We start from the raw sequence: 13904 nt of genomic DNA on the forward strand, positions 1-13904 counted from the left end.
TTTATACTACCGCGCGATTGTTTAGAAACTGCCCAGGCTAAACCAAATGGGAAATCTCCGGTGAAGTTCGTAAAGTATTTATTGATCCTTGCAGTCTGTTGCATTCTGCTGGGAGCAGGCTCGATTATTGGTTTGTACAAATATGTCGAGCCGCAACTACCTGATGTCGCCACGCTTCGTGATGTGCGGCTCCAGATCCCTATGCAGGTCTATAGCGCCGACGGTGAACTGATGGCGCAATACGGCGAGAAACGTCGTATCCCGTTGACCTTAAATGAAATTCCGCCCGTCATGGTGAAGGCCTTTATCGCCACCGAGGACAGCCGTTTTTACGAGCACCACGGTGTGGATCCGGTCGGTATTTTCCGTGCGGCAAGCGTGGCGCTGTTCTCTGGTCATGCCTCTCAGGGGGCAAGTACCATTACCCAGCAGCTGGCGCGTAACTTCTTCCTCAGCCCGGAAAAGACGCTAATGCGTAAGATCAAAGAGGTGTTCCTCGCGATCCGCATTGAGCAACTGTTAAGCAAAGACGAGATCCTTGAGCTTTACCTCAACAAGATCTATCTGGGCTACCGCGCCTATGGCGTAGGGGCAGCGGCGCAGGTCTATTTTGGTAAGCCGATCGATCAGCTCACGCTGAGCGAAATGGCGACCATTGCCGGCCTGCCAAAAGCGCCGTCCACGTTTAACCCGCTCTACTCGCTGGACCGCGCCACCGCGCGTCGCAACGTGGTGCTGTCGCGTATGCTGAGCGAAGGCTACATCAGCCAGGATGACTACAATCGGGCGCGCGGCGAGGTTATCGACGCCAATTACCATGCGCCGGAAATTGCTTTCTCATCGCCGTATCTGACGGAAATGGTTCGCCAGGAGATGGTGCGCCGTTACGGCGACAAAGCGTATGAAGACGGCTATCGCGTTTACACCACCGTGACTCGAAAGGTGCAGCAGGCTGCCCAGCAGGCGGTGCGTAATAACGTGATGGATTACGATATGCGCCACGGCTATCGCGGCCCGTCTAACGTGCTGTGGAGAGTGGGCGAAGGCGCATGGGACAGCCAAAAAATCACTGATTCCCTGAAGGCGCTGCCGACCTATGGCCCGCTGCGTCCGGCGGTGGTAACCCAGGCCGATCCGCAGGAAGCGGTGGCAATGATGGCCGATGGCACCTCTGTGTCGCTGCGCATGGAGGGTGTCCGCTGGGCGCGTCCGTACCGCTCCGACACTCTTCAGGGCCCGACGCCGCGTAAAGTGACCGATGTCGTACAAACCGGACAACAAATCTGGGTACGTCAGGTCGGTGATGCCTGGTGGCTGGCGCAGGTGCCGGACGTCAACTCTGCCCTGGTCTCCATCAATCCGCAAAACGGTGCCGTGATGGCGCTGGTGGGCGGGTTCGATTTCAACCAGAGCAAATTTAACCGCGCAACCCAGGCGCTGCGTCAGGTCGGTTCGAACATCAAACCGTTCCTGTATACCGCGGCGATGGACAAAGGTCTGACGCTCGCCAGTATTCTCAACGACGTGCCCATTTCCCGCTGGGATGCCGGTGCGGGCTCTGACTGGCAGCCGAAGAACTCTCCGGCGCAATACGCTGGCCCTATCCGTCTTCGTCAGGGGCTTGGCCAGTCGAAGAACGTGGTCATGGTTCGCGCGATGCGTGCGATGGGCGTTGATTATGCGGCAGAGTATCTGCAACGCTTCGGCTTCCCGGCGCAAAACATCGTCCATACCGAATCTCTGGCGCTCGGCTCCGCCTCCTTTACGCCGCTTCAGGTCGCGCGTGGATACTCGGTGATGGCGAACGGCGGCTTCCTGGTCGATCCGTATTTCATCAGCAAAATCGAGAACGATCAGGGCGGTGTGCTGTTTGAAGCGAAGCCGAAAATTGCCTGCCCTGAATGCGATATCCCGGTGATTTACGGCGACACGCCAAAATCAAATGTCCTTGAAAACAAGGATATGGAAGATGTGGCGATCTCTCAGGAACGTCAGAATCTGACGGTGCCGCAGCCTCAGCTGGAACAGGCCAATCAGGCGCTGGTCGCCCAGAGCGGCGCGCAGGAGTATGCCCCGCACGTCATCAGCACCCCGCTGTCGTTCCTGATTAAGAGCGCGCTGAACACCAACATCTTTGGCGAACCGGGCTGGCAAGGCACCGGCTGGCGAGCGGGCCGCGATTTGCAGCGCCGCGACATTGGCGGCAAAACCGGCACCACCAACAGTTCAAAAGATGCCTGGTTCTCGGGTTATGGCCCGGGCGTTGTCACCTCGGTCTGGATTGGTTTTGACGATCACCGCCGTACTCTGGGGCGCACAACCGCTTCTGGCGCGATTAAAGATCAGATTTCCGGTTACGAGGGCGGGGCGAAGAGTGCGCAGCCGGCCTGGGATGCTTACATGAAGGCCGCTCTCGACGGCGTACCGGAGCAGCCGCTAACGCCTCCGCCGGGCATTGTCACGGTCAATATTGACCGCAGCACCGGGCAGCTGGCGAATGGCGGCAACAGCCGCGCAGAGTATTTCATCGAGGGCACGCAGCCAACCACGCAGGCGGTGCACGAGGTGGGTACCGAAATCATTGATAACGGCGAAACGCACGAGCTCTTCTGACGCCGACAAAAAAGCCGGGTGGCGACGACGCCTGACCCGGCCTACAGCGTAATGCAAAACGGCAACCATCGGTTGCCGTTTTTACAGGTGGCGCTACAAACGCCCCTGCCCCTTCAGCCACTCCCGCACCAGGAACAGTGCGCTCACGTTGCGCGCCTCGTTAAAGTCAGGATCTTCCAGCAAATCCATCAGGTGGGCCAGCGGCCAGCGAACCTGCGGCAGCGGTTCCGGCTCGTCTCCTTCCAGCGATTCAGGATAGAGATCTTCCGCGACAACAATGTTCATTTTGCTGGAAAAATAGGATGGTGCCATGCTCAGCTTTTTCAGGAACGTCAGCTCCTTCGCGCCAAAACCGACCTCTTCTTTTAGCTCCCGGTTTGCCGCTTCAAAAACCGTTTCGCCCGGGTCGATCAGTCCTTTGGAAAAGCCCAGCTCGTAGGATTCAATGCCCACGGCGTATTCACGAATGAGGATCAGGTGCTCGTCGACAATGGGCACAATCATCACCGCTTCGCGCGTGGAGGGGCGCATACGTTCATAAACACGACGCACGCCGTTGCTGAATTCCAGATCCACGCTTTCAACATTAAACAGACGCGATTTCGCGACGGTTTCAACATTCAGAATGGTGGGCTTTTGTAAGGGTTTGGTCATCTTGACGGGTCTTTGCTGGGTGAACTGGCTTTATTGTGCGATACGCCGCACGGTTTCGGCAATGTCAATTGCTCTTTATTTACATTTATGCAACGTAACTGAATGCGATTCTCATTTCAAAACAAATGTCAAGAGGTTGAAATGTTTCCAGGAATTTGCTGATATCGCGCCGGAACAGGCTTTGGTATCATTACCGGTCACTGGGATGCGCGTCAACATGCTCAAGTTAGACTCCATACTTGCCGATAGCCGACCACAGAATCTCATTCATTGTACAAAAGGTGCGACTGACAACACCTGTAAGAAGATAAGTAAGATGGGGAAAGCATGAGCACCATTTTGATTTTTCTCGCTGCTGTGCTGGCCTGCGCGTCGATTGCGGTGTGGGTATTCAGGCGCCGCGTACATCGCCGTTACCGGCTGCCCTTTTTAAACGCGTTCGCCGGGGCAAACACGCGCAAGCTCTCGCCAGAGGAACGCAGCACCGTTGAGCAGTATCTCGACACGCTGAACCGATCCCGGCTTTCACCTGGCCCTACCGGCGCCAGCACCGCCCCCGTATCGCTTAACCTGAACGCACAAAGCGACACCGTTCTGTGCGTGACGCGCTCCATTACCCGCTACGGCATCACTACCGACGATCCCAACAAGTGGCGTTACTATCTCGATTCTGTTGAAGTCCACCTGCCGCCCTTCTGGGAGCAGTATATTAACGATGAAAACAGCGTCGAGCTCATCCATACCGATACGTTGCCGCTGGTTATTTCCCTTAATGGTCATACCCTGAGCGAATATGTTCAGGAAGCGCCACGCTTTGCGCTGGAGCGCGCGAGCGGAACGCAGGCCTCCATTCGCGGTGAAGAGACAGAGCAGATTGAACTGCTGAACATCCGTCAGGAGACGCATGAAGAGTACGTCCTGAGCCGCCCGGATGGCATTCGCGAAGCGGTGCTGATTGTCGTCTCGTTCATGCTCTTTTTCATCTGCCTGCTGACGCCGGACGTGTTTGTTCCGTGGCTCGCGGGTGGCGCGGTACTGCTTCTGGCCGCCGGACTGTGGGGCATATTTGCCCCGCCGGCAAAAACGTCGTTACGTGAAATTCACTGCCTGCGCGGAACCCCAAAACGCTGGGGACTGTTCGGCGAGAACGATCAGGAACATATCAACAATATCTCGCTCGGGATCATCGATCTTATCTATCCACGCCACTGGCAGCCGTGGATTGCGCAGGACCTTGGCCAAAAAACGGATATTGATATCTATCTCGACCGCCACGTTGTACGCCAGGGACGTTATTTGTCCCTGCACGATGAAGTGAAAAACTTCCCGCTTCAGCACTGGCTTCGCAGCGCGGTGATTGCCGGTGGCGCCGCGCTCGTCTTCGTTATGTTGCTGCTCTTCGTGCCGCTGGATATGCCGATTAAGTTTACCCTGTCGTGGATCAAAGGGGCGCAAACCGTGGAAGCCACCAGCGTCCAGCAGCTTGAAGAAGCGGGTGTCCGCGTGGGAGATACGTTGCGGCTGAAAGGTACCGGGATGTGTAATATCCACACACCGGGCGCCTGGAACACGCGCCAGAACTCGCCGTTCGCGCCGTTCGACTGCTCTCAGATCATCTGGAATGATGCCTCTCCGCTGCCGCTGCCGGAATCGGATGTGGTCAATAAGGCCACTGCGCTCACCCAGACGATTAATCGCCAGCTCCATCCGAAACCGGATGATGATTCTCGCGTGAGCCCTGCCCTGCGCTCGGCCATCCAGAAGTCGGGCATGGTGCTGCTGGATGACTTTGGCGAAATCGTCCTGAAAACTGAAGATCTCTGTTCCGCTCAGGATGACTGTATCCGGCTTAAGAACGCGCTGGTCAACCTCGGCAACAGCAAGGACTGGGATGCGCTGGTGAAACGCGCCGAAGCGGGACGCCTCGACGGCGTGAACGTGCTTCTGCGTCCGGTCAGCGCCGAGTCGCTGGATAACCTGGTGGCGACGTCTACCGCTCCCTTCGTGCTGCGAGAAACCACCCGTGCGGCCCAGGCGCTTAACAGCCCGGCGCCAGGCGGATTTGTGATTGCCAGCGATGAAGGCAGCGACCTGGTGGATCAACCCTATCCGCAGGTTTCACTGTATGACTATCCTGCTCAGGAACAGTGGAGCGAATTTCAGCGTCTGGCGCAGATGCTGATGCGAACGCCGTTCAGCGCGGAAGGGATCGTCACTACCCTGTTTACCGACGCCAACGGCACGCGTCATATTGGCCTGCACCGCATGCCGGATAGCGCAGGCCTGTGGCGCTACGTAGGAACATCTCTGCTGCTGATTGCGATGCTGGCGTGCATTGTCTGGAACGGTTATCAGGCCGTACGCCGCTACCAGCGCTCCCGCACGCGACTGGCAGACATCCAGGCCTACTACGAAAATTGCCTTAACCCGAAACTGATCTCCTCTTCTGAGAGCCTGATCGGATAACGTCCCTGCGCGACAAGTTGTGCTACCCTGTCGCGCACGTTTCTTCTGGCTGGAGTTCCCCCTTATGCATCTTGATATCGACTGGCAGGCGGTCGATACCGTCCTGCTTGATATGGACGGCACGCTGCTCGATCTCGCCTTTGATAACTATTTCTGGCAAAAGCTGGTCCCGGAAACATACGGTGAACAGCAGGGGATCTCCCCGGCGGAAGCGCAGGAATTCATTCGTTCGCAATATAGCGCGGTGCAGCATACGCTAAACTGGTACTGTCTTGACTACTGGAGCGAGCGACTCGGTCTGGATATTTGTGCCATGACAACCGCCCAGGGCGCACGCGCCGTACTGCGTGACGATACGGTCCCGTTTCTGGACGCGCTGAAAGCCTGCGGTAAGCGCCGCATTTTGCTGACAAATGCGCATCCCCATAACCTGGCCGTGAAGCTGGAACATACTGGTCTTGCTTCACACCTTGATTTATTGCTTTCCACCCACACATTTGGTTATCCGAAAGAGGATCAGCGGTTGTGGCATGCCGTGGTGGAAGAGACCGGTTTACAGCCGGAACGGACGCTGTTCATCGACGACAGCGAGCCCATTCTGGATTCTGCGGCCGCATTTGGCATTCGCTATTGCCTGGGCGTGACCAATCCTGATTCCGGCCTGGCTGAAAAAAGCTATCTGCGACATCCGGGGCTGAACGACTATCGCCGGATGATCCCCTCACTTACCGTGAAGGAGACGCCATGAAAGAAAAACCCTCTGATGGGGTAAGACTGGATAAATGGCTGTGGGCCGCCCGTTTTTATAAAACGCGCGCCCTTGCCCGTGAAATGGTTGATGGCGGAAAGGTGCATTACAACGGCCAGCGCAGCAAACCGAGCAAGCTGGTTGAACTGAATGCCACGTTGACGCTTCGCCAGGGCAACGATGAAAAAACGGTCGTGGTGAAAGCCATTACCGAACAGCGGCGGCCCGCAACCGAAGCCGTTTTGCTTTATGAAGAGACGGCCCAGAGCATAGAGAAGCGTGAGAAAACCGCGCTGGCGCGCAAAATGAATGCGCTGACCATGCCTCACCCGGACCGGCGACCGGATAAAAAAGAGCGCCGCGATCTGATGAAATTTAAACACGGTGAGAACGAGTAACCCTCACCTGCACGAGAGATGAAAATGGCCCAACACGACCAATTACACCGCTATCTGTTTGAACAATTCGCCGTGCGCGGCGAGCTGGTCACCGTATCCGAAACCTGGAAACAGATTCTGGAAAACCACAACTACCCGCTGCCGGTGAAAACCCTGTTGGGCGAACTGCTGGTTGCCACCAGCCTGCTGACCGCCACGCTGAAATTCGCAGGCGATATTACCGTACAGTTGCAGGGCGATGGCCCAATGTCGCTGGCGGTGATCAACGGCAATAACCAGCAGCAGATGCGCGGCGTGGCGCGCGTTCAGGGCGATATCCCTGAAAATGCCGATCTGAAAACGCTGGTCGGTAACGGCTACCTGGTCATCACCATCTCGCCTGAAGAAGGTGAGCGCTATCAGGGCGTGGTCGGTCTGGAAGGCGATACGCTTGCCGCCTGCCTGGAAGATTACTTCATGCGTTCCGAACAGCTGCCAACCCGCCTGTTCATCCGTACCGGTGAAGTTGACGGCCAGCCTGCCGCCGGCGGTATGCTGCTCCAGGTTCTGCCTGCGCAGGATGCGCAGACCAATGATTTCGAGCATCTGGCAACGCTGACGGAAACCATCAAAGCGGAAGAGCTGTTCACCCTGTCGGCGACCGACGTGCTGTGGCGTCTGTATCACGAAGAAGAAGTGACGGTTTACGATCCGCAGGCGGTGGAATTTAAGTGCACCTGTTCCCGCGAGCGTTGTGCTGGCGCACTGAAAACCCTGCCGGATGAAGAGATCGACAGCATCATGGCGGAAGACGGTGAAATCGATATGCACTGTGACTACTGCGGTACGCACTACGTGTTCAATTCGATGGATATCGCGGAGATCCGCAATAACGCCTCTCCGGCGGATCCGCAGGTTCACTAAGCTCTGAGCCAGTTGCCCGGCGGCGCTATGCTCGCACGGGCCTACAATGAATGGTGCAATTTTTTCATGTGATTGCTAATTGTAGGCCGGGTAAGCGTAGCGCCACCCGGCAAGAAAGAGCGCTAACGCCACTGCGCATTATTGTAACTGTCGTAGCTCATATCGACACGCTCCCCAAAAATCTCAATATCCGCCCAGGGCTTCACGACAGATTTCACTTTCCTCTGCCTCAATGCGCGGTCAAGTTCTTCTCTGGTCAACGCCTCCGGCATTTTCCACGCGTCCCCGGCGATCCTCCAGCCCGTGTCGGTTTGTGTGTAAGCCACTATCGTGCGATCGGTAAAGTGAAATAGCACGGCTTCTGGCTTGCCGTCGCCGTTAAGATCCAGCGGCATGAGTAAACAGTTACTCTGGGCGCTATCGCAGCTCTCAAAGCGATACTGATTGCTGAGCATGGCTTGCCACAATGCCTTATCAGGACGCGCCATTCCCGGTGCGAGCTGGACCTGTTTTTCCAGCATCGCGACGGTCATCTTACCTGCTCCGCCAGCGTTCCCGGAGAGAAGACCATTTATTTCACGCTGGCGTTTTGGGTTAGAGATAAACTGCGGATCGTTTTGCAGCGTGAGCATCGCCTCCCGCCCCTTTCGTCCAGCGTTACTGAGCATATACAGGCTGACTTGATCCGCAGTTATTCTGCCGTCCTGATAGCGGGCCATATGGCTTGCGACGCTTATTCGCCACGGATCCAGCACGGGGGTATGGAGCAACGCCAGGAAGACGAGGGAAAGCAGCCCGGTCGCCGGAATGACGTACGCATGGATTTTCTGCGGTTCACGGCGCTGAATCAGGACGCTGGCGCAAAAACCGACCGCCCAGACCAGCGCCACGATGGTTATTAATACCCCGTACAAACGCTCGGGTGACCAGCCGTATTGCGAAATGCGTAGCCACAGCGCCCATCCCGCCAGAACCGGATACGCGGGTACGATAGCCACGGCAAGGCGAATCATCCCTCGCAGCGGGGCATAGTAAGGCAGCGTTTGACGCTGTGGATGCCACACTATCGTCACCAGGAATAACAGCAGCAGCGCTAAGGTGGTCAGCAAGCCCGCGGCGGATATTCTGGCTGAAATGGATTCAAAGCCGACAAAAGGCAACGCGCCAATAAAGAGCAGCGCCAGCGCCGCCATCAGAGGAAGCAGACCGGTGGCGATGAGGGTCAGCAAATTTTGCAGGGCAAGGATTAACCTTACCTGCATACGCGTGAGCACGGCCGCACTGGCTGAAACCACGCCAATCGCCACTGAAATAAACCCGTCAGAATGGAAGAAAAGCCGATCAAAAAAGCCGATGCCGATAAGTTCGAAAAGCTCGGCCCAGAGGAAAAGCACCAGCCAGAAGAGACCATTCGAAACAAAAATAATGAGCAGCGTCAGCGCGTTATGCCAGTTGCGTTGATAAAAGTCGCTGTAAAACGAGGTAGTCGGGACAGGATCCAGACGCCGCTGAAGCCATGGCAACACCAACAGCGTCATCAGCAGCAGATGAAAGCCGAAAACGAGCATCTCATCTCTGAGACTCCAGCTTTCGAGTCCTGCAACGCTCCACTTAAGCCAGCCGCCCATACCCGCGACTGCCGCGCCGATCAACCCGAGCACCAGCCACAAAAAAGGCTTTCTGAACGATGTCACAGCAAGCGACATCGTGGTCGTCATTACCACGGTGGCAGGAATAACGCACATCAACCACAGCGTATCGGACGGCAATTTCGCATGCCCGATGTACCAGGTTATGGCATAGCAGAGCACTCCCTGTAGAGCGCCCGCCAGCACGACGGCCAGGCGCGTGGAAGGGGATAACGTTTCACTGTTGTCCATCTTTCATCCCTTGCTTACGAAAAATACAGTGTCCCATTAAAGCGATATCAGGGTGTCAACGGCAATATCTGAAATCATAGTTGCAGGAGACATGAATCGTTTTCCTAATGTAAGCCTTACGTAATTTTCTTTCATGTATGCGATTACATTCACATTCTTCCGGATAAATTCACCAGAGATTAACCTTTTAAGAACATTTTCCCCAACCAAAAAGCGATTCCTGCGATAATCTGCCCGCCCTGTGACTGGAGTCGCAGCGTTTTCCGTTAGTAAGGGTTTTGACCAGATACGTAAATCTATGAGCCCCGTCGCGGTTAACATCCCCAGAAAAACCCTACAATTTCAGGCAGTACATATTGGCTAAGGAGCAGTGATATGCGTGTTAATGGTTTAACCCCGCAAGATCTCAAGGCTTATGGTATTCACGACGTCCAGGAAGTGGTCTACAACCCCGATTACGATACGCTGTATCAGGAAGAGCTTAATCCCGCGCTGGAAGGGTACGAGCGAGGTGTGTTGACGAATCTTGGTGCTATCGCCGTCGATACCGGTATTTTTACCGGCCGTTCGCCGAAAGATAAATACATCGTCCGAGATGATACCACCCGCGATACGCTGTGGTGGGCCGATAAAGGCAAAGGGAAGAACGATAACAAACCGCTCTCTCCTGAAACCTGGCAGCATCTGAAAGGGCTCGTCACCCATCAGCTTTCCGGCAAGCGTCTGTTCATCGTCGATGCTTTCTGCGGCGCTAACGCCGACACCCGTCTCTCCGTTCGGTTTATCACTGAAGTGGCCTGGCAGGCGCATTTCGTGAAGAACATGTTCATTCGTCCGACCGATGAAGAACTGCAAAACTTCACCCCTGACTTTATCGTGATGAACGGCGCGAAATGCACCAACCCGCAGTGGAAAGAGCAGGGTCTGAACTCCGAAAACTTCATCGCCTTCAACCTGACCGAGCGTATCCAGCTGATCGGCGGTACCTGGTACGGCGGCGAAATGAAGAAAGGGATGTTCTCGGTCATGAACTACCTGCTGCCACTGCGCGGTATCGCCTCCATGCACTGCTCGGCGAACGTCGGTGAAAAAGGTGACGTGGCGGTGTTCTTCGGCCTTTCCGGCACCGGTAAAACGACGCTGTCCACCGATCCAAAACGTCGTCTGATTGGCGACGACGAGCACGGCTGGGACGACGACGGCGTGTTTAACTTTGAAGGCGGCTGCTACGCGAAGACCATTCGCCTGTCTGAAGAGGCAGAGCCGGATATCTACCACGCAATTCGTCGCGATGCGCTGCTGGAAAACGTCACCGTGCGTGCCGATGGCTCTGTCGACTTCGACGATGCATCCAAAACCGAAAACACCCGCGTGTCTTATCCGATCTACCACATCGACAACATCGTGAAGCCGGTGTCGAAGGCGGGCCACGCCACGAAGGTGATTTTCCTGACCGCGGACGCGTTCGGCGTGTTGCCGCCAGTTTCCCGCCTGACCGCCAGCCAGACGCAGTACCACTTCCTCTCTGGCTTTACCGCTAAGCTGGCGGGTACCGAGCGCGGCGTGACCGAACCAACCCCAACCTTCTCCGCCTGCTTCGGCGCGGCGTTCCTGTCGCTGCACCCGACGCAGTACGCGGAAGTGTTGGTGAAACGCATGCAGGCGTCCGGTGCCCAGGCCTATCTGGTAAACACCGGCTGGAACGGTACCGGCAAGCGTATCTCCATCAAAGATACCCGCGCCATCATCGACGCCATCCTGGACGGTTCACTGGACAACGCCGAGACCTTTACGCTGCCGATGTTCGATCTGGCGATCCCAACCGAGCTGCCGGGCGTGGATACGCGTATCCTTGACCCGCGCAACACCTACGGTTCACCGGAACAGTGGCGCGAGAAGGCAGAATCGCTGGCGAAACTGTTTATCGAAAACTTTGAGAAGTATACCGATACCCCGGCAGGTGAAGCGCTGGTGAGTGCGGGTCCGAAGCTGTAGCCCTTCTCCCTCTCCTTGTAGGAGAGGGTCGGGGTGAGGGCATCAGGCCGCAGAGAATAAATCTTGTCGGGTGGCGGCTTCGCCTTACCCGACCTACGAAAAGGGTGGCTAAAGCCACCCTTTTTTAACTCTCTTTTACCTGCCCCCGTAAAACCGGCACCGGTAACCATGCGCGAATACTCAATCCACCCCGTTCGCTGGTGCCAATTTCCAGCAGTCCGTTATGGTTATCAACAATACGCTGCACAATCGCCAGGCCTAAGCCCGTGCCGCTGGTGCTGCGCGCGCTGTCGCCGCGCACGAACGGCTGGAACAGGTGCTTACGCTGCTCAGGCTTGATGCCCGGACCATCGTCTTCCACCTGGAACCAGGCGCGGTTGAGTTCCGTACCGCTGCTGACTTTGATCCAGCCGTTGCCGTAGCGCGCCGCGTTGACCACCATATTCGCCACCGCGCGTTTGATGGAGAGCGGGTGCATACGTACCTGAATCTCACCCGCCTGAAGATCGGTCGCAATTTCACGTTCATAGCCGCTTTCCGCGGCGACCACTTCCCCCAGCACCGCGTTCAGATCCGCCATCTCCATCGGCATTTCCTGCCCGGTGCGCAGATAATCGATAAACTGCTCGATGATGGCGTTACACTCTTCTATATCTTTATTAATAGATTCAGCGAGATAACCGTCCTGCTCGCCCATCATCTCTGTCGCCAGCCGGATGCGCGTCAGCGGGGTGCGAAGGTCATGGCTGACCCCGGCCATCAGCAGCGTACGGTCGTCCGCCAGCTGTTTAACGCCTGCCGCCATGTGGTTAAACGCACGCGTCACCGAGCGCACTTCCGACGCGCCATACTCGCGCAGCGGCGGTGGGATAATCCCTTTACCGACCTGCAATGCCGCATGCTCCAGGTCGACCAGCGGTCGGTTCTGGATACGAATAAACAGCCACGCGCCGCCGATGGCCAGCAGCATGATCGCCAGGGTGTAACGGAACAGCGGCGAGAAGTCGCCCTGATGGATTTCAGTGAGCGGAACACGCACCCAGATGTTGGGTGACAGCCAGGTTTTCAGCCAGACAACCGGCGAGCTTTTATTGACCTCAACGCGCACTTCCGTCGGGCCGCCAAGCTGCTGCGCCATCTGCTGGCTGAGGAATTCATAATGCTGCGCCCAGCGCAGGCCAGCGTCTTCCGCCGCTTCGTTGGAGTAGAGCGAAATACCCAGCTCACGGTAGATTTCCCGACGGAACGCCGGGGGAACAACCAACTGCGTGCCGTCCTCCAGTTGCAGTTTGTCGGTCATCAGCATACGCACTTCGTATGCCAGCACCTTATTAAACTGCTGAAGGCTCGGCAGGATCGCAAAGTTCAGCACCACCAGGTAGGTCGTCACCAGGCTGACGAACAGCAGGGTGACGATCAATAACAGCGTGCGGGCAAACGAACTTCGCGGCGAGAAGCGCATTCGCCTCATGCTTTAGAGCCGTCCGGAACAAACACGTAGCCCAGACCCCACACGGTCTGAATGTAACGAGGATGCGCCGGATCTTCTTCCACCATGCGGCGCAGACGAGAGATCTGCACGTCGATGGAACGCTCCATCGCCGAGTATTCACGACCACGCGCCAGATTCATCAGCTTGTCACGGGAGAGCGGCTCACGCGGGTGGCTGACCAGCGCTTTCAGCACCGCGAACTCGCCGCTGGTGAGCGGCATTGGCTCATCTTCACGGAACATCTCACGGGTGCCGAGGTTCAGCTTGAACTTACCGAATGCAATGACTGCCTCTTCCTGAGACGGCGCGCCCGGCAGCTCGTTCGCCTGACGACGCAGCACGGCGCGAATACGCGCCAGCAGTTCACGCGGGTTGAACGGCTTAGGAATGTAGTCATCAGCGCCAATCTCAAGGCCGACGATACGGTCAACTTCTTCACCCTTCGCCGTCACCATGATGATCGGCATCGGGTTGCTCTGGCTGCGCAGGCGGCGGCAGATAGAGAGCCCGTCTTCGCCAGGCAGCATCAGGTCCAACACCATCAGGTGGAAGGATTCACGCGTCAGCAGACGATCCATCTGTTCCGCGTTCGCGACGCTACGAACCTGGAAGCCCTGCTCTGTCAGATAACGTTCCAGCAGCGCACGCAGGCGCATGTCGTCATCCACGACCAGAATTTTGTAGTTCTCTTGCATTGTGTGTACTCCCAAAGGTTCGGATAGGCCTGGAACAGCGTATTCTAAAAAAGTGCACGT

At 56.6% G+C, this 13904-nt stretch carries 10 protein-coding genes; 6 read left to right on the top strand and 4 right to left on the bottom strand.

Translation table 11 applies throughout. The annotated features are described in order from the left end of the window. Positions 1–60: 60 nt before the first annotated feature. Positions 61–2613 carry a peptidoglycan glycosyltransferase/peptidoglycan DD-transpeptidase MrcA gene (gene mrcA, locus IM267_RS19170; protein WP_193034081.1) on the top strand — a complete coding sequence of 851 codons (2553 nt, stop codon included), beginning with the start codon at positions 61–63 and terminating at the stop codon, positions 2611–2613. Positions 2614–2706: 93 nt separating this feature from the next. On the opposite strand, the gene nudE is transcribed toward mrcA, so the two are convergent. After that, the gene (nudE, locus tag IM267_RS19175; RefSeq protein WP_063449510.1) at positions 2707–3267 is read right to left on the bottom strand and encodes an ADP compounds hydrolase NudE; all 561 of its coding nucleotides are present in this window, start codon (positions 3265–3267) and stop codon (positions 2707–2709) included. A 327-nt stretch (positions 3268–3594) separates the two neighbouring features. On the opposite strand from nudE, the gene IM267_RS19180 reads away from it, so the two are divergent. The 4 genes from IM267_RS19180 to hslO all read left to right on the top strand — a co-directional run bounded on the left by IM267_RS19180 (position 3595) and on the right by hslO (position 7782). Further along, positions 3595–5733, top strand: a complete 2139-nt coding sequence (locus tag IM267_RS19180) for an intracellular growth attenuator family protein (RefSeq protein WP_193034082.1) — start codon at positions 3595–3597, stop codon at positions 5731–5733. A gap of 64 nt (positions 5734–5797) precedes the next feature. Further along, on the top strand, positions 5798–6481 hold the full coding sequence (yrfG, locus tag IM267_RS19185) for a GMP/IMP nucleotidase (RefSeq protein ID WP_006812237.1): 684 nt from the start codon (positions 5798–5800) through the stop codon (positions 6479–6481). Then, entirely contained in the window at positions 6478–6879 is a 402-nt protein-coding gene (gene hslR, locus IM267_RS19190) for a ribosome-associated heat shock protein Hsp15 (RefSeq protein ID WP_063449514.1), read from the top strand. The genes yrfG and hslR overlap by 4 nt, the downstream gene beginning before the upstream one ends. Before the next feature lie 18 nt (positions 6880–6897). Next, positions 6898–7782: an Hsp33 family molecular chaperone HslO gene (hslO, locus tag IM267_RS19195; RefSeq protein WP_006812239.1), complete on the top strand. Its 885-nt coding sequence runs from the start codon at positions 6898–6900 to the stop codon at positions 7780–7782. A 122-nt stretch (positions 7783–7904) separates the two neighbouring features. Here hslO and IM267_RS19200 read toward each other — a convergent pair whose 3' ends face one another. After that, entirely contained in the window at positions 7905–9662 is a 1758-nt protein-coding gene (locus IM267_RS19200) for a DUF4153 domain-containing protein (RefSeq protein WP_193034083.1), read from the bottom strand. Between the two features lie 375 nt (positions 9663–10037). Between IM267_RS19200 and pckA the strand changes: the two genes are divergently transcribed. Continuing rightward, a complete protein-coding gene (gene pckA / locus IM267_RS19205) occupies positions 10038–11657 on the top strand; it encodes a phosphoenolpyruvate carboxykinase (ATP) (RefSeq protein WP_063865721.1) in 1620 nt (539 codons plus the stop codon). A 124-nt stretch (positions 11658–11781) separates the two neighbouring features. On the opposite strand, the gene envZ is transcribed toward pckA, so the two are convergent. Together envZ and ompR are read right to left on the bottom strand one after the other, a co-directional pair. Continuing rightward, entirely contained in the window at positions 11782–13128 is a 1347-nt protein-coding gene (envZ, locus tag IM267_RS19210) for a two-component system sensor histidine kinase EnvZ (protein WP_003861615.1), read from the bottom strand. Continuing rightward, a complete protein-coding gene (ompR, locus tag IM267_RS19215) occupies positions 13125–13844 on the bottom strand; it encodes a two-component system response regulator OmpR (protein WP_001157751.1) in 720 nt (239 codons plus the stop codon). The genes envZ and ompR overlap by 4 nt, the downstream gene beginning before the upstream one ends. Positions 13845–13904 lie beyond the last annotated feature (60 nt).

It is taken from the genome of Enterobacter cloacae complex sp. P15RS (genome assembly GCF_014895905.1).
Taxonomy (GTDB): domain Bacteria; phylum Pseudomonadota; class Gammaproteobacteria; order Enterobacterales; family Enterobacteriaceae; genus Enterobacter; species Enterobacter quasihormaechei.